Annotated in this window: 17 protein-coding genes; 11 read left to right on the plus strand and 6 right to left on the minus strand. The window is 68.6% G+C overall.

All coding sequences use genetic code 11. The features are described 5' to 3' along the window. Window positions 1–241 precede the first annotated feature (241 nt). Complete coding sequence (locus G4D85_RS35765; protein WP_164018575.1) at window positions 242–2,221, minus strand: glycoside hydrolase family 15 protein; 1,980 nt, start codon at window positions 2,219–2,221, stop codon at window positions 242–244. Between the two features lie 241 nt (window positions 2,222–2,462). After that, complete coding sequence (locus G4D85_RS35770; protein ID WP_164018576.1) at window positions 2,463–3,908, minus strand: ROK family protein; 1,446 nt, start codon at window positions 3,906–3,908, stop codon at window positions 2,463–2,465. 200 nt (window positions 3,909–4,108) lie between these two features. On the opposite strand from G4D85_RS35770, the gene G4D85_RS35775 reads away from it, so the two are divergent. The 5 genes from G4D85_RS35775 to G4D85_RS35795 all read left to right on the plus strand — a co-directional run bounded on the left by G4D85_RS35775 (window position 4,109) and on the right by G4D85_RS35795 (window position 8,826). Beyond that, on the plus strand, window positions 4,109–4,693 hold the full coding sequence (locus G4D85_RS35775; RefSeq protein ID WP_164018577.1) for a DUF4136 domain-containing protein: 585 nt from the start codon (window positions 4,109–4,111) through the stop codon (window positions 4,691–4,693). 218 nt (window positions 4,694–4,911) lie between these two features. After that, window positions 4,912–5,634 carry an outer membrane beta-barrel protein gene (locus G4D85_RS35780; protein WP_164018578.1) on the plus strand — a complete coding sequence of 241 codons (723 nt, stop codon included), beginning with the start codon at window positions 4,912–4,914 and terminating at the stop codon, window positions 5,632–5,634. A 335-nt stretch (window positions 5,635–5,969) separates the two neighbouring features. After that, window positions 5,970–6,920, plus strand: a complete 951-nt coding sequence (locus tag G4D85_RS50430; RefSeq protein ID WP_164018579.1) for a VOC family protein — start codon at window positions 5,970–5,972, stop codon at window positions 6,918–6,920. A 23-nt stretch (window positions 6,921–6,943) separates the two neighbouring features. Then, entirely contained in the window at window positions 6,944–7,129 is a 186-nt protein-coding gene (locus G4D85_RS35790) for a hypothetical protein (protein WP_164018580.1), read from the plus strand. Between the two features lie 152 nt (window positions 7,130–7,281). Beyond that, entirely contained in the window at window positions 7,282–8,826 is a 1,545-nt protein-coding gene (locus G4D85_RS35795) for an aldehyde dehydrogenase family protein (protein ID WP_164018581.1), read from the plus strand. 36 nt (window positions 8,827–8,862) lie between these two features. Here G4D85_RS35795 and G4D85_RS35800 read toward each other — a convergent pair whose 3' ends face one another. Then, complete coding sequence (locus tag G4D85_RS35800) at window positions 8,863–10,752, minus strand: pyruvate kinase (protein WP_164018582.1); 1,890 nt, start codon at window positions 10,750–10,752, stop codon at window positions 8,863–8,865. A 325-nt stretch (window positions 10,753–11,077) separates the two neighbouring features. On the opposite strand from G4D85_RS35800, the gene G4D85_RS35805 reads away from it, so the two are divergent. Beyond that, complete coding sequence (locus tag G4D85_RS35805; RefSeq protein WP_164018583.1) at window positions 11,078–12,061, plus strand: M91 family zinc metallopeptidase; 984 nt, start codon at window positions 11,078–11,080, stop codon at window positions 12,059–12,061. Window positions 12,062–12,104: 43 nt separating this feature from the next. Here G4D85_RS35805 and G4D85_RS35810 read toward each other — a convergent pair whose 3' ends face one another. Next, on the minus strand, window positions 12,105–14,351 hold the full coding sequence (locus G4D85_RS35810) for an ATP-binding cassette domain-containing protein (RefSeq protein ID WP_164018584.1): 2,247 nt from the start codon (window positions 14,349–14,351) through the stop codon (window positions 12,105–12,107). A gap of 116 nt (window positions 14,352–14,467) precedes the next feature. On the opposite strand from G4D85_RS35810, the gene G4D85_RS35815 reads away from it, so the two are divergent. The 4 genes from G4D85_RS35815 to G4D85_RS35830 all read left to right on the plus strand — a co-directional run bounded on the left by G4D85_RS35815 (window position 14,468) and on the right by G4D85_RS35830 (window position 19,214). After that, on the plus strand, window positions 14,468–15,244 hold the full coding sequence (locus tag G4D85_RS35815) for a TetR/AcrR family transcriptional regulator (protein WP_164018585.1): 777 nt from the start codon (window positions 14,468–14,470) through the stop codon (window positions 15,242–15,244). A 79-nt stretch (window positions 15,245–15,323) separates the two neighbouring features. Continuing rightward, the gene (locus tag G4D85_RS35820) at window positions 15,324–17,807 is read left to right on the plus strand and encodes a GH25 family lysozyme (RefSeq protein WP_164018586.1); all 2,484 of its coding nucleotides are present in this window, start codon (window positions 15,324–15,326) and stop codon (window positions 17,805–17,807) included. 408 nt (window positions 17,808–18,215) lie between these two features. After that, window positions 18,216–18,581 carry a hypothetical protein gene (locus G4D85_RS35825; RefSeq protein ID WP_164018587.1) on the plus strand — a complete coding sequence of 122 codons (366 nt, stop codon included), beginning with the start codon at window positions 18,216–18,218 and terminating at the stop codon, window positions 18,579–18,581. A gap of 114 nt (window positions 18,582–18,695) precedes the next feature. Then, a complete protein-coding gene (locus G4D85_RS35830) occupies window positions 18,696–19,214 on the plus strand; it encodes a galactose-binding domain-containing protein (protein ID WP_240359697.1) in 519 nt (172 codons plus the stop codon). A 79-nt stretch (window positions 19,215–19,293) separates the two neighbouring features. Here the strand turns inward: G4D85_RS35830 and G4D85_RS35835 are convergent, their stop codons facing one another. Together G4D85_RS35835 and G4D85_RS35840 are read right to left on the minus strand one after the other, a co-directional pair. Beyond that, a complete protein-coding gene (locus G4D85_RS35835) occupies window positions 19,294–20,112 on the minus strand; it encodes an SDR family NAD(P)-dependent oxidoreductase (RefSeq protein WP_164018588.1) in 819 nt (272 codons plus the stop codon). Between the two features lie 238 nt (window positions 20,113–20,350). Further along, window positions 20,351–20,974: a TetR/AcrR family transcriptional regulator gene (locus tag G4D85_RS35840; RefSeq protein ID WP_164018589.1), complete on the minus strand. Its 624-nt coding sequence runs from the start codon at window positions 20,972–20,974 to the stop codon at window positions 20,351–20,353. A 472-nt stretch (window positions 20,975–21,446) separates the two neighbouring features. Here G4D85_RS35840 and G4D85_RS35845 point away from each other — a divergent pair, with 472 nt between their 5' ends. After that, entirely contained in the window at window positions 21,447–23,018 is a 1,572-nt protein-coding gene (locus G4D85_RS35845) for a CocE/NonD family hydrolase (protein WP_164018590.1), read from the plus strand. Window positions 23,019–23,231 lie beyond the last annotated feature (213 nt).

Genomic DNA, 23,231 nt, shown 5'->3' on the forward strand with positions numbered 1-23,231 from the left:
ACGGACCCGCCCCACCGCCGCAAGCGTTTGGCGATTGAAAGGCTTCGTCCCCATGGCATTGGTTTCCCCATCTCTGCCTCCGGCCGCATTCCACGGAGCCCCAGGTGGAGGGGCTCCTGATTCGCGGGCTGCCTGAAACCTGAGGTGCGGCCCGTCCAGAATCAACCACCTGGAGGTGACCGCACCCGACGCCTGCTGCCCTCCGCGCGCTCGGGCGCGGGCGGGCAGCAGGCGAGTCTGCTCAGGTCGGAGACGACGGCTCCGATGCCGGGATGGTGGCGCGCTCCTTCGCCTCCCGGGGCGCGGGGCCGGCGATGACCGCGGGGGCGCGGCCCTCGCTCCGGGCCGCGCGGGCGTTCTCGATGTTGACGATGGCCTGGATGAGCCCCGCATGGCTGAAGGCCTGCGGCACGTTGCCCAGGGACTCGTGATTCACGGGGTCTATCTCCTCGGCGAGCAGGCCCAGGTCATTCACGTACTCCAGCACCTGCCCGAGCCGCTCTTCGGCCCGCTCCACGTCGCCACGGACCGCGAAGCACGTGGTCAGCCAGAGCGTGCAGAAGGCGAAGGTCCCCTCCTCGCCAGGCAGCCCGTCCTTGCGGTCGATGTAGCGGTAGACGTGGCCGTCGCGCGTCAGCTCCTTGTCGATGCGCTCCACCGTCGCCGCCACGCGTGGGTCGTCCGGGGGCAGGAAGCCGGAGAGGAGCACCTGGAGGCCCGTGGCATCCAGCGCCTTCTGGCCGAAGGTCTGCACGAAGGCGCCGGTGTCCGGGTCCACACCCTGCGTCTCGATGGCCTGCCGCACCTCGTCCCGCGCGCGCCGCCAGCCATCGAGGTCCGGGTTCAGCTCGGGGAGGGGCTCGAAGAGGGTGATGGCGCGGTCCAGCGCCACCCACGCCATCAGCTTGGAGAACACGAAGTGCTGCCGGCCGCCGCGCGTCTCCCAGATGCCGTCGTCGGGCTCCTTCCACCGGCTCGCCGCCGTGTCCGCGACCTGCCGGATGAAGTCCATCCAGAAGCGGGTGGCGGGGTCCGCCATCAGCTTCTCGTAGTTGATGCCCAGGTTGTGGATGAGGCCGTACATCACCCCGATGAGCTCGCCGTAGGTGTCCATCTGGAGCTGGTCGAACGCGCCGTTGCCGGTGCGCACCGGTCGGCTGCCCCGGTACCCGTCCAGGAACGTCAGGTCCGTCTCCTGGAGGAAGCGCTCGCCGCCGATGCCGTAGAGAATCTGCAGCTCGTCCGTGCGGCCCGCCGTGGTGGTGAGGAGGAAGCGGGCGAACTGGCGCGCCTCCTGCCGGTAGCCGAACATGCCCAGCGCCGCGATGAGCACCGAGGAGTCCCGCAGCCAGCTGAACCGGTAGTCCCAGTTGCGCACGCCGCCCACCTCCTCGGGCAGGGACGTGGTGGCCGCGGCGATGATGGCGCCCGTGTCCGCGTAGGTGAGCCCCTTGAGGACGAGGAGGCTGCGCACCACCAGGTCGCGGTGGGGCCCCTCATACGTGCACCGGCCCGCCCAGGAGCGCCACCAGGACTCCGTGCGCTCCACGCGCGTGCGCAGGTCCGCCGACTCCAGCCGCGCCGGCTTCATCTGGTGCGGGCGCGCCCACTGGAGGGCAATCTCGCGCGTGTCGCCGGCCCGCAGCACCTCGCGGGCGTCGCAGCCGCCCTTCGCGTCGGAGGTGATGCGGCCGAGGTTGCACTGCAGGAGCAGCGAGTCCGCGCCTCCGAACACGACGGCCAGGTCATCCGCGATGGGATGGAGGTAGGGCGTGGTGCGGCCGAAGTCGAAGCGCGGGGAGAAGGTGACGGCCACCTCCACCTCACCCTTCTCGCACCGGACCAGGCGGATGAGGAGGTGCCGGGGCTGGGTGATGGCGAGCTTCCCGGACTCGCGCTCGTCCTCCCAGCACGGAAGGCAGTCCGTGACGGTGATGACGCCCGTGTCGGTGGTGAAGCGCGTCTCCAGGACATTCGTATCCGGCAGGTAGCGCCGGGTGATGGTGGAGGGGGCTACGGGGGCGACGCGGAAGAAGCCTCCCTTCTCGCGGTCCAGCATGCAGGCGAAGACGGGGTTGTTGTCGAAGCGATGGAAGCACATCCATTCCAGCGTCCCATCGCGGGCAACCATGCCCAGCGAGTGGCAGTCGCTGAGGAACGCGTAGTCGGAGATGGGAGGATAGGGAGTCTCAGCGGGGCGTACTCTGGTTTTGGAGTCCATGCGCCACATGCTGTGCATGTGCGTGAAGCGATTGAATAACCCTGGGAGCGATGGCGTGGTCGTGCGCCTGCCCGTGGCAGGCCGTGCTCACCGGCGTAGGACGAGAGCACGGGGCGGCGATGGACGCCCCGCGCGCCGCGCGAGTGGCGGCGCGCCAGCACGTGGACGGCCGGGCCCGGAGCAAGGCGGACCGCGTCTTCCCGTGGCTGCTGGCGCTGCCAGGCCTGAGGCGGGTGGGCGTTCAAGCCGGTGCGGGCGCCTTCGGCCTCGCGGGCAGGCTGGCCGCGGCAATCGCCTGCCCGTGGCGCTTGTCCTTCTCGCTCGGCATCCGCAGGTCCACGCGGGCGGCGAGCTCGGGGAACTCGACGCGCAGCACCTCCCGCGCCGTGTCGAGCATGATTGCGCCGCCCCGTCCGGACGTGACCCGCCCGAGGACGAGCACGTGACGGAAGTCATAGACACTCGCGAGGTGGCCCAGCGCATAGCCCAGATAGGCGCCGAGCGTGAGGTACACGTCCACGGCCCGCTCATCGCCCTTCAGCATCAACTCCTGCAACTGCCTCAGCCGCGCTGGGAGCGGCAGCTCGCCGGGGACGGTGATGCCGGCCGGTCCGAGCAGCCTCCCCACGGCCTGCTGCGAGAGGTACTGCACGCAGCAGCCCTCGTCGCCCGACCACTCGTCGCGCGGGGCACCGGCGCGGTAGTCCATGGGGATGAAGGCAATCTCGTTGAGCCAGGGGGTGACGCACTTCTCACCGGTGACGTAGCCGCCCGCGGTGCTGGTGCCGAGCGCGATTCCCAGCACGCCACCACCGTCGTCGATGGACATGGAGCCGAGCAGCGCGGCGACGTCCCCGTCGTTGACCACGTCGAACGGGACGTCGTTCCAGGCGTGGCGGAGGTCGAGGAAGATGTTCCTCACCCGCTGCTCGAAGAGCTCGGGCGGGATGCCGCGGAACAGCGAGGAGAAGCGGACCTGGTTGTCGACGTAAACGCCCGCGGCGCTGCCGCCGATGGCGTCAACCCGAGGGAGGTGCTGCGCCGCGCGGCGCAGCGAGTCCATGATGCCGTCCCAGTGATACCGGGGGTCCGGCTGGTGGTACGGGTCCCACTCCACCTCCTCGCTCCAGACCACGTGGCCGTCGATGATGGCGGCCACCTTGCGGTCGCTACCTCCCAGGTCGAAGCCGATGCGGCAGCCGTCGAGGTGGCCGCCCAGCGAGGTGCTGCCCGAGCGCGCCGGCGGCAACTCGCGTGCCGCCACCACTTCGATGGGATGACCGTAGACGCTCTCGCCGACGATGCGCGAGTCGAAGCGACCCGTCGGACTCTCTCGGAAGTGCGCGCGAAGTTCCGCGACCAGTGGAGCGGGCGCGTCGAGGTGGATGCGATAGCCGCCGCGCGCCCAGAGTGAGAGCTTGACCAGTCGCTCGAGCATCCTGAAGTTCGCGGTGGCGAGGGCATCGCCCGCCGGGAGCAGGTCCGCCGAGAAGCGTGAAACCGCGCCGTCCTTCTGCTCGAGGGCGAAGCGCACCTGCACCGGATGCCCGGTCTCTCTCGCGCGCTGCTGATAGGCACGCCAGGCGAGCGCGGCCGGGCGAAAGAGCGGATCGAGCACCGGCACGACCTTTGGCGCCAGGAGCGCCGAGTTCCAGTGGGCATCCACAATCGCGGGGGGTGGGAGCATGCCCCAAAGGTGGGGACCGCTGTCCGCCGGTTCAAGCTCGTGCGCGCACTGCCGGCCCTGCGAGCGGAGGCAAGAAGGCTGCTTTCCCTCGGACTTCCGGCAGGGGCCGCCGGGCGGGCGGGACTCGGCACCCTTCCGTGCCGAGCGCATTGTCAGAAGGCCGACGCCGCGCGCCTCGGCGCAAACCCAAGGAGACGCCCATGCGGCTGCCGCTTCGTATCGCTCCGTTCCTGCTGGGCCTGATGCTCGCCGCCTGCGCGGGCATCGAGGTCAACACCCACTACGACCCCAAGGCCGTGCCGCAGCTCGAGAGCTTCCGCACCTACGCCTGGCTGCCGCAGCCGGAGGGCAAGGACCCGCGCGTCTACAACGACATCATCGACTCCTACATCCGGCAGGCAGTGGACCAGGAGCTGCAGGGACGCGGCTACCAGCAGGTGGACGCGAACGCCAATCCGGACTTCCGCATCGGGTGGCAGGGCGCCATCGACTCGAAGGTGGACGTGAACACGGTGAACTCCTACTACGGCTACGGCTGGGACCCGATGTGGAACCCCTACTATGGGGGGGGCTACGGGTACGGGGCGCCGTCCACCTACGTGCACGAGTACGAAGAGGGCACCATCATCCTCGACATGGTGGCCGCGAAGGAGAACAAGCTCGTCTGGCGCGGCACGGCCCAGGCGGAGGTGAACGAGAACCCGTCCGCGTCACACACCCAGAAGCGCATCGGCGAGGCCGTGGACGAGATGCTGGCGCGCTTCCCGCCCAAGGCCGGGGAGTGAGCGCGTCACCGCCCGCCCCTCCCCGGTGGCCGGCGGGCGCGTTGCGCGCCTGACGCCTTCGTGACTGGAGTTCAGCTGCAACGACATGACAACGGGCGCCGGGTCGGAAATGGACTCACGCCCCCCTGCCCGGCCCACCCCGGTGGGACGGTGTGCGGACAGGCGGCCCGTCCCCACGCTCCCGGCACCACGCAGACTGGTGTCACAAGGAGATTGTCATGCGGTTACACACTTTGCTTCCCCTCGCCCTGCTGGCGCTCACGGTGCCTCGGGGCGCGAGTGCCCAGACGACGTCTGGCACGGACGCGGCCATGGTGGGCTTCGAAACGCAGAGCAGTGAGGGTCCCGAGCGGCACTTCATGTTCAACGCGGGCGGCGGCGTCTCCTTCCCCATCTCCGACGCGGGGGACCGCTTCAAGACGGGCGGCGGCTTCCAGCTGGGCGCCGGCTTCCAGTTCAAGAGGAACCTCGGCGTCATGGCCGAGTACTATTTCAGCGGCCATGACATCCAGGCGGACGTGCTCACCGGGACAGGCATCGACGGCAACCACTACATGCAGTACGGCAGCGTCAACGCCGTCTGGAATGTGATGCCCCGCAGCCCCATCGGCTTCTACCTCATCGCCGGGCCAGGCCTGTACTACCGCAGGGTGGAGCTGACAGAGGTTGCGGGCGTCGCGGCCGTCCCGTACTGCGACCCGTGGCTGTACTACTGCACCACGAGCGTGGTGCCAGTGACGGAGATTCTCGGCTCGCGCAGCAGCACGGACTTCGGTCTCAGCGGCGGTGTCGGCGTCACCCTGAAAGTCTATGGAGACCTCCGCCTCTACGTGGAGGGCCGCTACCACTACATCTTCGGCCCGAGCTTCGACCTTCCGGAAGGCGGCTCGCGCAAGGCCGACGGCCAGTACATCCCGGTCAACTTCGGCATCCGCTACTGAAGGTGCGCGAGCGGCGGGAGGCGGACGCCCGGCGGGCGCGGGCGTCCACTTCCAGCTCGTCCGCTGAATCGCGCGGGCTCGGCGGGGGCCATCCCAGACATGTCGGTGCCCGGCTCGCGCGTGTTCAGCAAGACCTTCGGGCGCGTCGTCCTGCCCCTGGAGGCGCAGGGCACTGTCCACCGCGGACATGGCGCTCGTACCGGAGGCTGCGTGACTTGCCTCGCGTGCTCCCTCGCCCCATACCTTGATGACTGTCCGGCCGCATCCCGCCCCCCACCTCGTTAGCCCCGCCGGCTGCCCGCCCCGACGACTCGGGCAGCGGAGGAGGAGCAACGATGGAATCGCCAGGCAAGGCCCGGCTTCGCGGTGGACTGCTGCTGGCGCTGGGACTGTGCACGCTGGGCGGCGTCCTCTCCGCCGTGGCCGGCTGTGTCACTGCCGCCACCCCTGGCCCCCCCGTCGTCGCCACCCACAGGGAAGGTGGCCTCGTGCTCTCCCCGAAGCCGCTCTACGGGAAGTTCGTCTGGCATGACCTCGTCACGGAGAACCCCGCCGCCGTCAAACGCTTCTACACCCAGTTGCTGGGCTGGGAGTTCCAGGACGTGCAGGGCAGCAAGCGCCCCTACTCGCTCATCAAGGCGGAGGGGCGCTTCATCGGCGGCATCGTCCAGCCCACCGGCGTCGGCAAGGGCGGGTACTCGCAGTGGCTCGGCTACCTCTCCGTGCCCGACGTGGACCGCGCGGTGAGCCAGATTCGCGCGGCCGGCGGCAAGGCCCTGGTGGGGCCGGAGGACGTGCAGAACATCGGCCGGGCCGCGGTGGTGGCGGACCCGCAGGGGGCTCCGGTGGGCCTCGTGCGCTCGGAGCCAGGGGACCCGGCCGACATGGGCCTGCCCCAGGCCGGGCAGATTCTGTGGATGGAGTACCTGGCCGATGACGCCGTCGCGGCCGTGGACTTCTACAAAGGGCTGCTCAGCTACGCGGTGGAGGAGCGGAACCAGCGCGGCGGTCTCTATTACGTCCTCAAGGGGGGGGAGCACCCCCGCGCCGGTATCCTGCGCAAGCCCGTGGAGCGCGTGAAGCCCAACTGGCTCACCTACGTCCGGGTGGATGACCCGGCGGCGGTCGCCGCGCGGGCGGAGCAGCTCGGCGGCCGCGTGCTGATGGCGCCCCGGCCCGACGTGCGGGGAGGCTCGCTGGCGCTCATCGCCGACCCGAGCGGGGCGGTGCTCGCCCTGCAGCGCTTCCCGTTCGAGGACACCGGGACTCCGGCGGCCTCCAAGTGATTGCCTTTCGAGGAGAACGCCCCATGTCCCTGCGCAAGTCCCTCCGTCACGCCGCGTGGCTCGTGCTGCTCGGCGGCGCCCTGATGACCTCCGCCTGTGCGAATGCCCAGGTCGGCGTGGGCCTCGGCGTCGCGGTGCCCGCGCCCTGGGGAGGGGTGACCGTGGGCACCTCCACCGGCTGGTATGGTGGCCCGCACTGGTATCCCTGAGCCGTGCCTGGGACAAGCGCATCGCATGAAAGGCGACGCAGGAGGTGACCCGGGAGCGGCGGTTGCCTCGCGCCGCGCTGGCACCCAAGTTGGCGCGATGAGCCAGTGCGGGGGTGGACTGCCGGCCTGGCGTTCTTGCGGGAGGGCGTGCCATGGCGAGTGCGGTGCCTGCTTACGCGGAGTGGTTCAATCTGGAGCGTCGGATTCGCGCGCTCGTCCCCGAGGCCTTCGCCCCTTCGGGCCGGGTGCTCAACCTCGTCGGAGGCGCCTGGGGCCATCCGGGGAAGGGCAAGCCCTACCTGTCTCCGGTGGACGGCACCGTGCTGGGGCACCTGCCCATGGTGGATGCCAACACCGCGAGGACCGCCGCGAGCGCCGCCGCGGTGGAGGCCCGGGCCTGGGCCCATGAAGACCTCGACGTCCGCCGGGAGCGTGTCTCGCAGTGCCTGGCCCTGCTGCGTGAGCAGCGTGAGCTGCTGGCCCTCATCCTGGCCTGGGAGATTGGCAAGCCCGTGCCACAGGCGCGCGTCAGCGTGGACCGCTGTATCAGCGGCGTGGAGTGGTACGTCTCCCAAATCGAGCCGATGCTGAATGGCCGCCGGCCGCTGGGGCTCATCTCCAACATCGCCTCCTGGAACTACCCGCTGTCCGTGCTGGTCCATGCCGTGCTGGTCCAGGTCCTCGCGGGCAACAGCGCCATCGCGAAGACGCCCACGGATGGGGGCCTCTATTCGCTGACGCTCTGCATGGCGTTCGCACGCCGCTGCGGGCTGCCCGTCTCGCTCATCAGCGGCTCCGGCGGGCAGCTCAGCGACGCGCTGGTGCGCAATCCGGAGATCGCCTGCCTGTCCTTCGTGGGTGGCAAGGCGAACGGGCGAGACATCGCCGCCAGCCTCTATGACCGCAACAAGCGCTACATGCTGGAGATGGAGGGGGTGAACGCCTACGGCATCTGGCACTTCAGCGACTGGGAAGGCCTGGCGAAGCAGCTCAAGAAGGGCTTCGAGTACGGCAAGCAGCGCTGCACGGCCTACCCGCGCTTCGTGGTGGAGCGCAGCCTCATGCCGCGCTTCCTGGAGACGTACCTGCCCGTCGTCTCCGCCCTGAAGGTGGGCCATCCTTTGCTGGCCGAGTCGCCCGACGGAGTGCCTCCCACGCTCGACTTCGGACCGCTCATCAACAGCCAGAAGGTGGAGGAGCTGCACGGGTTGATGAGCGAGGCGGAGGCACACGGCGCCGTGCCCCTCTTCGCCGGGCGCCTGGAGCCGGAGCGCTTCCTGCCGGAGCAGGACGTGTCCGCGTACCTGGCCCCGCACGCGCTGCTGCACGTGCCGCGCAACTGCAAGCTCTACCACGGCGAGCCGTTCGGCCCCGTGGACACGCTGGTGGTCGTGGACAGCGAGGAGGAGCTCGTCGCCGAGATGAATGTGTCCAACGGCTCGCTGGTGGCCTCCATCGCCTGCGACGAGCCCGACACCTGCCGCCGCATCGCCAGCGAGCTGCGGGCCTTCAAGGTGGGGCACAACCTGCAGCGCTCGCGCGGGGACCGGGAAGAAGTGTTCGGCGGCATTGGCGGCTCGTGGAAGGGCTGCTTCGTGGGCGGACCGTTGCTGGTCCATGCCGTCACGGAGGGCGCTCCGGACGAGCGGCTGTACGGCAACTTCCACGACTACACGCAGCTTCCGGACGGGCGCTGACGCAGGCTCCGCGCCGCGGCAGCTCCTCGAGGCGTCTCAGGGGCTCGGGAGTCCGCCCATCAAGAGTGAAATCCTCAGGGGGCGGAAGAGATTCCGCTTCTTGAACTGGTGTTGCTCCATCTTCCGCAGAATCGCATCCAGGGTCCGGCAGGCGTCCACCACATGAGCGCCCTTGTTGAGCATGACGCACTCCGCCTGGACCGACATGGAGGCGTCCGTAATCTCCGCGCGGGAAGGAATGCCGGTCCGTGCCAGGGTATCGAGGACCTGCGTGGCCCAGACGACGGGCAGGTGCGCGGCCTCGGCGAACCACATGATTTCCTGCTGGAGCTCCGCCAGGCGCTCGAAGCCGATTTCGACGGCCAGGTCGCCCCGCGCAATCATGAGGCCGACGGGGGTGTGCCGCATGGCCTCCAGCAGCAGCCCGGGAAGCGATTGGAGCGCGCGAGCCGTCTCCAGCTTGACGATGATTCCCGGCATGTGCTGCCCAGCGACCGCGCGAATGGCGGCGAGGGCTTCTCGCAGGTCGCTCGGGGTGCGGATGAATGACACGCCCAGGACATCCGCGAACTCCAGCACCCCCGGGAGCACCTCCAGGTCCTTGCGCGAGACGACGCATGCGCGCAGGTCGCTGTCCGGGAAGTTGACGCCCTTCTCCGCCCGGAGCTTGACGCGCTCCTTGAGCGTTCTCACCACCCGTGCAGTCACATGGCGCGCGTCGACCTCCTCGACCACCGCTTCCAGCTTGCCGTCGTCCAGGAGCACGCGCTGCCCTGGATTGAGCTGCAGCGTGACGCCCGCCATGTCCAGGCCAATCCTGGGCGGGACGTGCCACGCAGTCCCGTCGAGCGGCTCGCGCACCCCGGGCCGACCTTCCACGGCGTCCATCCACAGCTGGAAGCGGTCTCCGACGGACAGCTCGACGTAGCCGGGGCGCTGGGGGATGGCGCTGGGGAAGGCCCGGCCCTGCTCCTCGGCACCCCGCATCCAGACGAGCTCGGTCCGAGGCGTCAGGTAGCACGTCCTGTCGAGCTCGGCGAAGGCCAGGTGGGGCCCCACCTCGGTGATGCGGAAGTGCCGCTCCCGCTGGCGACTGTCCCAGGTCTGCACGGTGTCTCCGACACGCATGCCGTCGAGCCAGGCGTCGGGCACGCGGAGCGGAGGGGGGGCCTCCTCGGGAGTGGGCGAGACGGAGGCACTGGTGCCGAGCAGGGGGATGCGCAGCGCGCCGACCACGCGCCCCAGCGCGTCCTTGCGCGGGCGATACCGGAGGACGGCCGGGCCCGGGGAGACGTGCGTGGTGCGAATCTTCGGCCCCTCCAGGTCCACGAGGACGCGGACCGGGCGCTCCATGCGACGGGCGACCCGGCGCACCACCTCGGCCGTGCGGCGCCACACGCCGGGACTTCCGTGGGCGCTGTTGATGCGCAGGACGTTCATCCCCGCCCCGAGCAGGGCGGCGCACTCTTCCTCCGAGGGCGGCTCCTCGTCCCGAGCCGTCACCATGATGTACACGTGGCGCGACCGCGGCCGGGGGCCCAGGAGCGCTTCCGTGTGCTGGTGCAGGAGCCGCTCGGCCTCGACGCGGCGTAGCCCCCCGGGTGAGGGGACGGGCGGGGGGCCGGCGGGCTCCGGAGCGCCGCGCGCGAGGGAGTCCTCGATGCGCTGGACGAGCTCGTGGAGGCTGGAGAGGACGGAGCCCTCGCTGCGTCCCAGGGAGGAGAGCCCCACCTCGCTCAGCTCCAGTTGGAGCCGGCGCAGCTCGAGCTGCCTCAGTGCCACGTAGGCGAGCAGGTTCTCCGCGCTCGCGCAGTAGCCGGGCTGCACGGCCGCGAGCGCGCCGAGGTTCGCCTCGACGAAGCCAGTGACATGCCGCTGGACCTTGAGCACTTCCGCATGGATGTCTTCGAGCTGCTGGCCTGCCATGGGGCCCTCGCGTCGAGGTTCTCGGCTTAAATTGCAGCCGAGGTGCCGGGAAGGCACCGCCGGGGTGGACCTTGCGCGGCGGCCGTGGCGGCGCGCCTGCGACAAAGCGCGCGCTGGCCCGGCTGGCTCAAGGCGCAGGGGCTGGTAACTCCGGTTACCAGCCGGTAGGCGGAGTTACCAGGCGCCCTGGCCTGGAGCCCTCCCAGAGGCCCGTGGAACCCCCTGAAATCACGGGGGTCCGTGCGCGAGGCCCGACGCGGTTCGGCCGGCACGGGAGATGCTCTGGTGTCGGAACGTCGCCTACCTCAGACCCCAGAGGCTCCCCATGAAGCTCCGCTCGAAGCCGTCCTTCTCCCTTCCCAAGTCCTCCCCCTCCACGCCGTCCGCCTCGCGTCCTCCGAGCCCTGGCGCGTCAGCGAAGCCGGACGCGACCAGCGCCCCGAAGCCCAGCGCCCCGCGGCCGTCGCCCGGCGAGCTCCAGGCGGGAAAGAACCAGCTCAAGCCGACGGACTACGGCGTGACGCACCCGGACCTGCAGGGCATCCGGACGCGCCGTGACAGCGGCCAGTCGGGCGCGGACTTCGCGGACTTCACGTCGGACGTGCGCAACTCCACGCACAAGCTGATGAGCAAGCCCGAGGGCCACCGGCTGATGACGGAGCTCAACGGCCGCACGCAGGCGGTGAACCCCGGCGTGTCGGGCACCCTGAACAAGCCGGTGACGGTGGCTGACATCTCCTCGGGCCGGAACGACGCGCTCATGCCGATGGCACACGCGCCCCGCCACGAGGGCACCTACTCCTCTCTGCGCCCGGCGTACCGCTACGACGGCCAGCCTGGCGCGGGCCGGCCCAGCGACATCAAGTACAACGAGCAGGCCGCGGGGCCGCGCTTCAACAGCCTGGGCCACGAGTCCGTCCACGCCTGGCGCGCGGCCAACGGCCTCCAGGTGAGCCCCCTGGCCGTCAGCAAGCACGACAACGCAGACGTGTTCCAGCGCTTCCCCGAGCACAAGGCCAACATGAAGGACACGCTCGAGACGCGCCTCCGGCTGACGGAGGAGTTCGAGACGGTGGGCCTGCGTCCCACGCCGCACACGCCCGCGGGCTGGGCGCCCAGCGAGAACAAGCTCCGCACGGAGCACGGGCTGCCGCTGCGTCAGGACTACTCGGGCATGCGCCCCAACGGGAACCAGAACGACGCCAACCTCGGCAACTACGACGCGGGCTCGGACAACCGCAACTTCTTCCAGAAGCTGCGCGGCGAGCCCACGCCCCTGGGCCGCATCCTGGACGGCCTGGAGGGGTGAGCAAGGCCCGCGCCTGGCACGTCGCGGGCGGGTTTGTTCCGAGTCATTGCGACCGGGCGGCCATGTGCCTGCCGGTCAGCGAGCCCTTGTGTGAGGCGAGCTGCCCGGGAAGCCCTTCGAAGACCACACGGCCGCCCTCATGGCCGGCGCCGGGTCCCAGGTCGATGACCCAGTCCGCGCGGGAGATGACGTCGAGGTTGTGCTCGATGACGATGACGGTCGACCCGGCATCCACCAGCCTGTCGAACAGACCAATCAGCGTGTCCACGTCGTTCATGTGCAGGCCCGTGGTGGGCTCGTCGAGCACGTAGATGTTGCCCGAGCGGCCCAGCTCGGCGGCGAGCTTCAGGCGCTGGCGCTCGCCGCCCGAGAGCGTCGACAGCGGCTGCCCCAGCGTGAGGTAGCCAAGCCCGACGTCCTCCAGCCCCTGGAGAATCCTGGCGATGGCCGGTTCGGTGAAGAAGGCCACGGCTTCGGTGATGGACATCCGGTAGACGTCGCTGATGGACCTGCCGCGCAGCGTGTGGGCCAGCACCTCGTCGGTGAACCGCTTGCCGTCGCAGGTCTCACAGACGGTCACCATCGGGTCCAGGTGCGCCAGGTCCGTGTAGATGACGCCGAGCCCGCTGCAGTCCGGGCAGGCGCCCTTCGAGTTGGCGGAGAACAGCGCGGCGTCCACCTTGTTCGCCTTGGCGAAGGCCTTGCGGACGTTGTCCAGGATGCCGGTGTACGTGGCGGTGTTGGAGCGGCGCGAGCCACGAGCCAGGTTCTGGTCGATGATGATGGTCTCCGGGTACGCCCTGGGAAGGCAGCCCTGAATCAGCGACGACTTCCCCGAGCCCGCGACGCCCGTCACGACGGTGAGCACCCCACGTGGAATCGAGACGGAGAGGTTCTGGAGGTTGTTGAGGCGGGCGCGCTCGAGCTGGAGCTGCCCCGTGGGCTTGCGTGGCGTGGTCTTGATGGGCTGGTGCTTCTTCATGTGGTTGCCCGTGAGCGTGCCCGAGGTCAGCAAGCCCTCGTACGTGCCCTCGAAGACGACCTGTCCGCCCCCGCTGCCGGCCTTCGGCCCCATGTCGACCACGTGGTCGGCGATGGCAATCATGTCCGGCTTGTGCTCGACGATGAGCACGGTGTTGCCCTTGTCGCGGAGCTGCTGCATCAGGCCCGCGAGCCGGCCGACGTCGTGCGGGTGGAGCCCCACGCTGGGCTCGTCGAAGATGTACGTCACGTCGGTGAGGCTGGAGCCCAGGTGCCGCACCATCTTGACGCGCTGGCTCTCTCCGCCCGACAGGGTCGAGCTCTCGCGGTCGAGGCTGAGGTAGCCCAGCCCAATCGTCACCAGGTTGTCGAGCCGGTGGGCCAGGGCCTCCAGCATCGGTCCCACGGAGGGAGCGGCGAGCTTGCGGACGAACGCGGCGAGGTCCGAGACCTGCATCGCGGAACACTCGGCGATGCTCTTTCCCTGGATGCGGCTGCCAAGCGCGGCCTGGTTGAGCCGCCCGCCCTGGCAGGAAGGACAGGTTGCCCGGGTGAAGATGCGCTCGTATTCGGCGCGGACATGCGGCTGGACGGTCTCCGGGTCCTTGGCGCCCAGCGTCCTGCGCAACTTGGGGACAAGGCCCTCGTAGGTGAGGTTTATCTTGTCGACCTTGATCTTCCGGCCGTCGTCCAGGTGGAGGAGCTTGTCCAGCTCCTCCTTCGAGTACCTGGACAACTTCTTGTCGAGGTCGAAGTAGCCGGACCTCGCGTAGATGGCCCAGTACCAGGTATCGACCGCGTAGTCCTTGGGCAGGATGGCGCCCTCGTTGAGGGACTTGGAGGTGTCGATGACGGCGTCCATGTCCATGGACGCGACCTGGCCAATACCCTCGCACTCCGGGCAGAGGCCGCGCGGGTCGTTGTAGGAGTACAACCCCGGGCTGCCCAGGTGGGGCTCGGCCAGACGCGAGAACACCACGCGGAGCATCTGCGCCGCATCCGTGACGGTGGCGACGGTAGAGCGCGAATTTCCGCCCAGCCGCTGCTGGTCGACGATGATGGCCGCGGAGAGGTTCTCCAGGCTCTCCGCATCCGGCTGGCCGTAGTGCGGCATGAACTGCTGCACGAAGGCCGGATACGTCTCGTTGATGAGCCGCTGGCTCTCCGCGGCGATGGTGCCGAAGACGAGGGACGACTTGCCCGAGCCCGAGACTCCGGTGAAGACGGTGATCTTCCGCTTGGGGATGTCGAGCGAGACGTTCTTGAGGTTGTTCTCGCGCGCCCCGCGAATCTTGATGGAACCGTACATTGCTTCCTTCTCCTCAAAACGCTCGACATCTTTTCAGTCGCGCCGTAACTTCGTACGGCGTACGAGGTTTAGCACAACAACCCCGTACACTGTAAATAGTTATTGCGGGGTACGGATTGAGCGACGAGATTTCCGGACGGGGCGACCCGTTGAAATCACTGCAGTTGCTGTGGGGAAGGACAGAGGCGCCGCGGCGAGGCCCGAAGGCGAAGGCCCATGTCGAGGACCTGGTGTCCGCGGCCATCGCCATTGCCGATGCCGAAGGGCTCGAAGCCGTCAGCACTCGCCGGGTCGCGGACGCTGTCGGAATCTCTCCCATGTCGTTCTACACGCACATCCCCGGCAAGGCGGAGCTGCTCGACCTGATGATGGATGCCGTGTCGGGTGAGCTCCTGAAGGACAGGCCCGTCTTCGAGCCCACCCGATGGCGAGCCAATCTGACCCGGGTGGCGACCGACTATCGCAACTTCTATCTGGCCCACCCATGGGTGATTCAGCTTGCGACGCACAGGCCGGCGCTGGGCCCGAACACTTTTCATTCGGCCGATGTCGCGCTGAGCGCTATCGAAGGCCTGGGGCTCACCGACCTCGAAATGGACCGGGTCATCACGCTGGTCCTCGACTACGTCCACGGCGCGGTGCGCAACGCGGCGCGAGAGAAGATGGTCAGGGATGTGACTGGAATGACAGACGAGGAGTGGTGGTACCGCGTCGCGCCGTTCCTCGAAACGCTCGACTACACGCCCTACCCCGTGCTGGCGCGCGTCGGGAAGACCACGGGCGAGACCTACGGAGCGCACGACCCCGAGGGGGCCTTCGCTTTCGGGCTGGCTCGGGTGCTCGATGGCTTGACTGTGTTCATCGAAGGGAAGACCGCGAAGCCGAGGCGCTAGTTTCCGCATCAATCCGAGCGCAAGCGGGATTCCGAGAAGGTATCGTAACCCTATGATTCCATCCCCCCAGGAGCGCCGCATGAACCGCAGATTCCGTCCAGGGAGCCTGGTCCAGAGGCTCACCGCGAACACCATGATGGTGCTGTTGGGGCTGGTGGTGCTGACCGCCTGCGGCGGCCTGGACACGGAGGGCACCGGGAGCCCTGCCCCTGTTGCCCAGGAAGACCAGGCCCTCGCGCCGGCCAACGTGCAGTCCTTCTACGCGGAGTCACGTTGGGGGACCCGCTTCGGAGTCACCGGCCCCTACTACGGCCCCGCGGGCCACCGGGGGCTCGACATCTACGCGAGCGCCGGCCAGGCGATTCCCGCGCTCCGCTCGGGCATCGTCCGACGCGTCCAGTACTCCTCCATCGTGGGACACACCATCGCGGTGGAGTCCGCGCCTGGTGACTTCTCCGCGTACGACCACGTCATCCGGACGCGCTTCGCGGTGGGCGACTACGTCCAGCAGGGCGACATCATCGCCTACGTGGCGGGCCACGGAGATGACCATGGCTCGGCGTGGACCGGGCCGCACCTCCACATGACCCGAGGCTCCACGGACCGCTGCGCGTTTGGCGAGAATGTCAGCGACCCCGCGCCGCTCATCCGGAACGTGCTCGGCACCAGCAGCGGCGGAGGCACCGGCAGCGGTGGAGGCTCCGGGGGAATCCAGGTCAGCATCGAGGAGGGGAAGCTCCTCCAGCGCGTGGCCCAGCGAGGAGGCTACACGGGCCCGGTGGACGGCGTGCCCGGGGTCAACACGTGGAAGGGCGTCCAGACGGTCCTCGCGGGCAAGGGCTTCTACTCCGGCCCCATCGACGGCCTTCCGGGTGAGAACACCTGGAAGGGAGTCCAGAGGCTCGCCCAGCTCGGCGGGTACACGGGCCCCGTGGATGGCTTCCCGGGGCAGTACACGTATGCGGGCCTCAACACCTGGCTGGCCCAGGACCCCGGGACGCCTCCCCCGTCGGGGATGAGCGGTGTGTATGGAATTGATGTCGGTACGACGCAGCGGGACCTGGACTTCAACGCCATCCGAAGCGCCGGCTACCAGTTCGCGATTGTCAAAGCCGGCGGATCCAATGTCTCACCCCTCTACGTCGCGCCGTACTACACCCGGCAGGTCGCCCGGGCGCGCGCGGCCGGGCTCATCGTGGGGCACTACTGGGTGGCTGGCTCGTACAACCCCGCCGGTGACGCCCAGTACTTCATGGACCACCTGTATGACCATCGACCGGGCGACCTGCTGGTGCTCGACAACGAGGCCATCGACGACGGCATCTTCTGGAACGACTCCATGAGCGCGAGCTTCATGCAAGCGGTCAAGACGCGCCTGGGGAAGGCACCGTTCCTGTACACCTACTCGAGTCTGCTCAGGGCCAACACCTGGCCGCAGACGCAGGCCGTGGGCTCGAAGCTCTGGATTGCCCACTACACGGGCACGCCGGGCAACCCGACCCTCGGGACGGCCTATCCGACGTGGGAGATCCACCAGTACACGTCGTCCGGCAACCAGAACGGGATTCCCCTCGACCTGAATGTCGCGAAGCTGTCCGCGTTCGCCGGACTGGCCCAGCCCCCGTCGGGCGCGACGCCCCCTCCACCGACGGCCATCCCCGGAGGGAGCTCTGGCGGAGGAGGCGGAGGAGACCCCGTCATCACCGTCCAGCAGGGAACCATCCTGCAGAACCTGGCGCGCCGGGGCGGCTATACCGGCCCCATCGACGGCGTCCCGGGAGCCAACACCTGGATTGGAGTCCAGAAGGTCCTGAGCGGGCTGGGGTACTACGACGGCCCCGCCGACGGCGTCCCGGGCATCAACACCTACAAGGGGTTGCAGCTCCTGGCCCAGGACGGTGGCTACACGGGCCCCATTGACGGCATCCCCGGCACCAATACGTACAACGGCATCCAGGCGTACCTGGACGGGTCCTCCGGCCCCGTGCCGCCCGTCACCAATGCCCAGGGGGTGACGCTGCAACGGATTGCCCGTGCGGGCGGGTACACCGGCGCGGTGGACGGCGTCCCCGGCACGAACACCTGGAAGGGCATCCAGCAGGTCCTCGGCGGCTATGGCTACTCGGGGCCCGTGGATGGCGTCATGGGCACGAACTCGTACGCGGCGCTCCAGCGCTTCGCCGCGAAGGGCGGCTACACGGGCCCCATCGACGGAGCCATGGGCACCAACTCCTGGAAGGGCGTGCAGACCGTGCTGCGGGGGTTTGGATACACGGGTCCCATTGATGGCGTCATGGGCACGAACTCGTACGCGGCGCTCCAGCGGGTGGCGCGCCTGGGCGGGTACATGGGCCCCACCGATGGAGCCCTGGGCGTGAATTCGTGGCGGGGCCTCCAGACATTCCTGAGCGGCGCCGGGTACACGGGCCCCATCGACGGAGTCCCCGGAACGAACACCTACAAGGTGCTCCAGTCCCTGGCGAGCCGGGGCGGCTACACGGGGCCGATTGACGGCATCCCCGGCACCAACACGTACGCGGGCCTGGCGAACCTGCTGGACTGACGCCGCGGCCCGGGTGTCCAGCGGTTCGCCGAGGGCAAGCTCCCGGGAGGCTGAGGGAGCATGGCGGGGGACTCCGGAACCGGAAGCCCCGCCCACCATGGGCCTTGGCTCCAGTTCACTCCCAGTGCATTGCAGCAGTATCCATGTGTCCCATGAAATCATGTTTCTGCACGAAACAACTGTGCAACTGAGATTGGAGCGACGGCGCGACAGGGATTGAGACCGCCTCGGCGACAGCCCGGGCGGAACTGTGGCGCGGAAGGCTGCAAACCGCCCAGGACACCGCGTCGCTGCTCTTCGTGAGGCTGTTCACCGAGACCGCCACGGCGCGGCCCGTGTTGGTGTTAGTCTCACACTCCCCGTACGGGCCTGAAATGGGCCTGAGCAATCACCAAGAGGAGTCCCAGCATGTCTTCGCGTCGCATTCATCATTCATGGGGTGTCGCCCTGTTGCTCACGTTCGCCACGGCCGCGATGGCCGAGGCTCCCACCGAGGCAGTCTCCCGCGAGGAGTCCACCCCGGAGGCGTCACTGCTCACGTGTGAGGCCGCTCGCTGTGGGGCGGATTGGATGTGCGAGGACATGTGTCCCACCGCGGAGACCGCGGTCTGCGTCAACTTCTACTGCCAGTACACGTACCCGCCCGGGGGCGGTGGAGGCGGTGGCGGGAACCCAGGCCCGACCTGTACGGGCTACCGGTGCGGCGGCGACTGGAACTGCGTCTGCGACGGCCTGCAGGGCTACTGCGGACCCAACTTCATGTGCGTCTTCTGAGCGGAGCCTGAGGCCGAGCCTCACTGTCCCGCCTCGCACGGAGCTGCCCGCGCCGGGCAGCTCCGGCTGTGCCTTCCTTCTCCGGAGCGCACTGCGGACACGCGGCTCCTCGCCGTGTCGATAGAGGCGCGACCGGAGACCGCGAACCTCATCGTCGACTTCGAAGTGGTGAACGACCTGGGCAGCTCGCTCGACCTGGACTCCAACCCCAACCTTGCCTTCGGCAAGGTGGCCACCGCGAGCGACTCGGAGAACGTGGGCATCAGCGCGCCCGACTCCGCCGTGGACGGCAATGGGGCGTACCACCTGGAGAACTATCGCAGCGCATGGCGCTCGGCGTACCACGCCAGCACCGCGGACACGGTGTGGCTCAACGTCAACCTGGGCAGGACGGAGGCCGTGCGCCGCGTTGTCGTGAAGTGGGGCAGCTACGCGCCCCCGGCTTACACGCTGATGGGCTGGACGCCAGGAATGAGTTCCTGGGTGACACTCGCTACCCGCACGAGCGCGGGCGGTGGCACGCACGTCCACTCCTTCTCGTCGGACCAGACGTACCAGTACTTCGGCCCGAGCATGAGTGGCGCGAACCGGTACGACGTGAAGGAATTGGAAGTGTACCGCTGGGACTACTGACGAAATCGCGGCGAGTCGTGCCTCCTCTGTTCGCCCTGCTACGCCGGACGGCACGGCAGCAGGGCGCCTGGCCGCCGGCTCAGCCTTCCACGGGGCGGGTGAGGCCCAGCGTGTCCGCGTAGCTGTGCAACCCGCGAATGTGATTGCCACCGTCGACGGCGAGGGTGTCACCGGTAATCCATGACGCGAGGTCGCTGCAGAGGAACGACACCACCTTCGCCACGTCCTCGGGTTCGCCGCACGGCTTCCCCAGCGGCGTGTGGGCGAGGAACTCCCGCCCCATGGCTCCCTTCATGAGCCCTGCCCCCTCGGCCAGGGGCGTACGGATGGCTCCCGGAGCCACGACATTCACCCGGATGCCATACCGCCCCAGCTCCGAAGCAGCGACCTTCGAGAAGTTCGCGAGCCCCGCCTTGGAGGCGCAGTAGTGGGCAAGCCCGTCCGTCACGGCCGTCTGGTTCAACGAGGAGATGTTGACGATGGAGCCCGGCTGCTTCGCGGCGACGAGTGCCTTCGCGAGCGCCTGGGTGAACAGGAATGGTCCCTTGAGGTTGATGGCCAGAATCTGGTCGAACTCCTCCGCTGGCAACTCGAGGAGCGGGCGGAGGGTGGCCGACCCGGCGTTGTTCACCAGGATGCCCGGGAGACCGAACTCACGCGTGGCAACCTCGATGGCTCGCGCTACGTCCTCTGAGCGGACCACGTCTCCCGCGAAGGGCACGGCCCGAGCGCGCCCCTCCATCGCCCGGTTGAGCTCCGTGGCGGCCGCCTCGACCTTCTCCGCGGTCCGCCCGAAGAGGAGGACGTTGGCTCCGTCCCGCATGAGGCGGGAGGCGATTCCCAGTCCGATGCCCTGTCCCGCGCCCGTCACGATGGCACTGCTCGAAATCAGCTTCATGGTGGCTCCTGTACGCTGAGTACAAAAGCGACTCTACTCTGGCCACGCGCTTGAAGCTCCTGGGTGCCAGGCATGAGAGCCTGGGCGGCTTCGGCCGGCAGCGCGGGCTCCATCCCTGGCGCGTGCGCTGGTGACGCCAGGCGAGCTCGCGAAGCGCTCATGAGACTCGCCTCTGCCCAGCCCGTGAGCCTTCACGGGTCAGGCCATTACAAGCGTGGGCCGAGACACCCCTGATGCTTCATTTCCGCCGCTTCGAGGAGATTTCAGGGCGCTTGGGAAGGTGGCGCAGCCCCATCCAGACCAGGGAGGTGATGTGCGCGGCAACCTCCTCGACGGGCGGCTTGCGCACGCCCGTCCACCACTGGCCAACGAAGGTGACCATGCCCACCAGGGCGTGCGCATAGATTGGCGCCACCTTGGGGTCGTAGCCCGCGGACTTGAACGAGGTGAGGAAGATGTGACCGACGCGCTCGGCCACATCGTTGAGGAGTGACGACATCCCACCGCGAGCAGAAGTCACGGGTGTGTCGTGAGCAAGAACGGCAAAGCCATCAGGGTGGTCCTTGACGTACATCAGGAATGCGATGGCTCCCTGTTCGACGCGTTGGCGGGCGGTGCCCACCGCGATGGCCTCGGCGATGCGCCTGACCACGTACTCCATCTCGCGATCCACGATGACGGCATAGAGGCCCTCCTTGCCGCCGAAGTGCTCGTAGATGACGGGCTTGGAGACCTTCGCGACTTCGGCGAGCTCCTCGACGGAAGTCCCCTCGTAGCCGCGTCGAGCAAAGACGGAGCGCCCGACGTCGATGAGCTGGGCTCGGCGGGCAGAGGCAGGGAGGCGTTGAGCACGGCTGGTCATCGCAGAACACCCTAGTACACCCGCCCGCCCCCGCGCTGCCCTTCGCCCGTACGTCCCGTGGCTCAGCCCTCATGAACGGCTCCAGGACTCCTTCCGCTACCTACGCAAACGTAGTTGCTGCCCCGTTCGGGCGGCCGATTCGCGGCCGAGGGGCGCCTGGCCCCGAATGAGCCAGGACATCAACGCGAAATATCATGGAATCCCGGTTTGACAATCAATCTACGACTCCGTAACTTTCGGTACCGTAGGTTCGAGATGAGCTGGTGGAGCTCGATGGCATGAAGCAGCCACCGTGACCGGCGCAGCTCGGCGATGAAGGGCGGGGCCGCGACTGCGAAGAGCTGTTGCGGCAAGGCGTCATCTTGGCAGGCCCACTGTGTCCCCAGCGCGTGCTCGGGCTCCTGGCCCGGCAGCTTCGAAGCAATCCATCCGTGCAGTGCCCAGTCCCCCGTCCCACCCATAGGAGGAGTGCATGTCCTGGCTTCGTGCATTCGCCGTATCCGCGGTTCTATTGCTGTGCGCCATCACCACCCCCGCGTCCGCGGCCTCATCCCTGCGTATCGTCGACATCGCCACGCGTGATGGAGTGACGCTCAAGAGCGCCGTCTTCACGCCGGATGCGCCGGGGCGGTACCCGGCCATCATCTTCATCACCAGCTGGGCACTGCCCAACCTGGAGTACTTCGTGCAGGCGCAGAAGTTCGCCGACGCCGGGTACGTGGTGGTCTCCTACACGCCTCGCGGCTTCTACGCGTCGGGGGGCACCATCGACACGGCGGGGCCCAAGGACATCGGCGACCTGACCGAAGTCATCAACTGGACGCTCGCCAATACCCCTTCGGAGCCGACTCGCATCGGTGCGGCGGGCGTCTCCTATGGCGCGGGCCTGGCGCTGATTGGCTCGGCCTTCGATTCGCGCATCCGCTCCGTGGCCGCGATGAGCTGCTGGACGGACCTCCCCTTCTCGCTGTTCGGAAACCAGACGCGCCACCTGCAGAGCGCGGCACTGCTGGCACTCTCAGCGCAGTTGACGGGCCGGCCCTCGCCGGAGCTGCAGCAAGCCCTCTCGAACTTCTTCGCCAATGAGGACGTGGCCAGCGTCGTCGCCTACGCCCAGGTGCGCAGCGCCGCGACGTACCTGGAGCGCATCAACGCGAACCGTCCCGCCATCCTCATGGCCAACGCCTACGGCGACAGCTTCTTCGGGCCGAATCAGCTCACCGACTTCTTCAACCGGCTGTCCGTGCCCAAGCGGCTGGAGCTGCGCCCGGGAGACCACGCCATCCCCGAGCTGACCGGCATCCTCGGCTTGCCCAATGATGCCTGGACGAGCACGCGTCGCTGGTTCGACCAGTACCTGCGTGGCATCAACACGGGCATCGCCTCGGAGAACCCGGTCCAGCTCCAGCTCCGGGGCCAGGGTTCCTATGAGTCGTACCCGTCGTGGGGCACTGTCTCGACCAGCAGCGCACGCTACAACCTGAGCGATGTGCACTGGTGGAGCCGGGAGGGCGAGCTCGCGGCGGGCTCGCAGGCGGGCTGGAACGCAACAATCATCGCGGGCGATGACACCGTCGCCAACGGCGGCCTGGCGCTGCTGACGAACGGCGCGGAGGCCATCACGGGTGAGCCGCCCACGGCGTGGATTCCGGCAGTGGACCGGGACAACGCGGGCGTCTGGCAGTCGGACTGGCTGTCGAGTCCGCAGCGCGTGCGCGGGGCGGCGCGCCTGCGCCTGACCGTCACACCGAGCAACTCCGGCCAGACGACGGTCATCGCCTACCTCTACGACACGGACTGGGGTGGGACGGGAAGCCTCGTCTCGCACGTCGCCGTCACCCTCCGGGATGCCGTGGCTGGCCAGCCCCGGACCGTGGAGGTCGACTTCCCGGCGACGGCCTATGACGTTCCCAGCGGTCATCGCCTCTCGCTCGTCATCGACACCGTCGATCCGCTCTACGCAGACAAGGCGCCGTTCCTCTCCACGGTGAAGTTCTCCTCATCGTCGAGCAGCCCGTCCTATCTGGCCCTGCCCTTGAAGTGAAACGAGGCGCCCTGGAGCGGCACAACGCTCCGACAAGCGGCGGGTGAAGCACCTGGGCGCCGGGCCGCACCAGAAGAAGACCCCGTGGCACCTTGCTGGTGCCACGGGGTTCTTTCTTCTCAGTTGTACCAGGCGACGAAGCGGCTCGATGGACTGCTCCGCCGGAGAGCCCCCGCTCCGGGGCGCCCGAGAGCCATGCAGCCCATCTGTTGC

The sequence above is a fragment of the Pyxidicoccus trucidator genome, from assembly GCF_010894435.1.
Classification (GTDB): Bacteria; Myxococcota; Myxococcia; order Myxococcales; family Myxococcaceae; genus Myxococcus; species Myxococcus trucidator.

Excerpts from the sequence above, each read along its gene's own strand:
- G4D85_RS35825 (WP_164018587.1), top strand. The coding sequence starts at position 18,216 with ATGTCTTCGCGTCGCATTCATCATTCATGGGGTGTCGCCCTGTTGCTC.
- G4D85_RS35775 (WP_164018577.1), top strand. The coding sequence starts at position 4,109 with ATGCGGCTGCCGCTTCGTATCGCTCCGTTCCTGCTGGGCCTGATGCTC.
- G4D85_RS35795 (WP_164018581.1), top strand. The coding sequence starts at position 7,282 with ATGGCGAGTGCGGTGCCTGCTTACGCGGAGTGGTTCAATCTGGAGCGT.
- G4D85_RS35835 (WP_164018588.1), bottom strand. The coding sequence starts at position 20,112 with ATGAAGCTGATTTCGAGCAGTGCCATCGTGACGGGCGCGGGACAGGGC.
- G4D85_RS50430 (WP_164018579.1), top strand. The coding sequence starts at position 5,970 with ATGGAATCGCCAGGCAAGGCCCGGCTTCGCGGTGGACTGCTGCTGGCG.
- G4D85_RS35780 (WP_164018578.1), top strand. The coding sequence starts at position 4,912 with ATGCGGTTACACACTTTGCTTCCCCTCGCCCTGCTGGCGCTCACGGTG.
- G4D85_RS35770 (WP_164018576.1), bottom strand. The coding sequence starts at position 3,908 with ATGCTCCCACCCCCCGCGATTGTGGATGCCCACTGGAACTCGGCGCTC.
- G4D85_RS35845 (WP_164018590.1), top strand. The coding sequence starts at position 21,447 with ATGTCCTGGCTTCGTGCATTCGCCGTATCCGCGGTTCTATTGCTGTGC.
- G4D85_RS35805 (WP_164018583.1), top strand. The coding sequence starts at position 11,078 with ATGAAGCTCCGCTCGAAGCCGTCCTTCTCCCTTCCCAAGTCCTCCCCC.
- G4D85_RS35820 (WP_164018586.1), top strand. The coding sequence starts at position 15,324 with ATGAACCGCAGATTCCGTCCAGGGAGCCTGGTCCAGAGGCTCACCGCG.
- G4D85_RS35810 (WP_164018584.1), bottom strand. The coding sequence starts at position 14,351 with ATGTACGGTTCCATCAAGATTCGCGGGGCGCGCGAGAACAACCTCAAG.
- G4D85_RS35840 (WP_164018589.1), bottom strand. The coding sequence starts at position 20,974 with ATGACCAGCCGTGCTCAACGCCTCCCTGCCTCTGCCCGCCGAGCCCAG.
- G4D85_RS35790 (WP_164018580.1), top strand. The coding sequence starts at position 6,944 with ATGTCCCTGCGCAAGTCCCTCCGTCACGCCGCGTGGCTCGTGCTGCTC.
- G4D85_RS35765 (WP_164018575.1), bottom strand. The coding sequence starts at position 2,221 with ATGGACTCCAAAACCAGAGTACGCCCCGCTGAGACTCCCTATCCTCCC.
- G4D85_RS35800 (WP_164018582.1), bottom strand. The coding sequence starts at position 10,752 with ATGGCAGGCCAGCAGCTCGAAGACATCCATGCGGAAGTGCTCAAGGTC.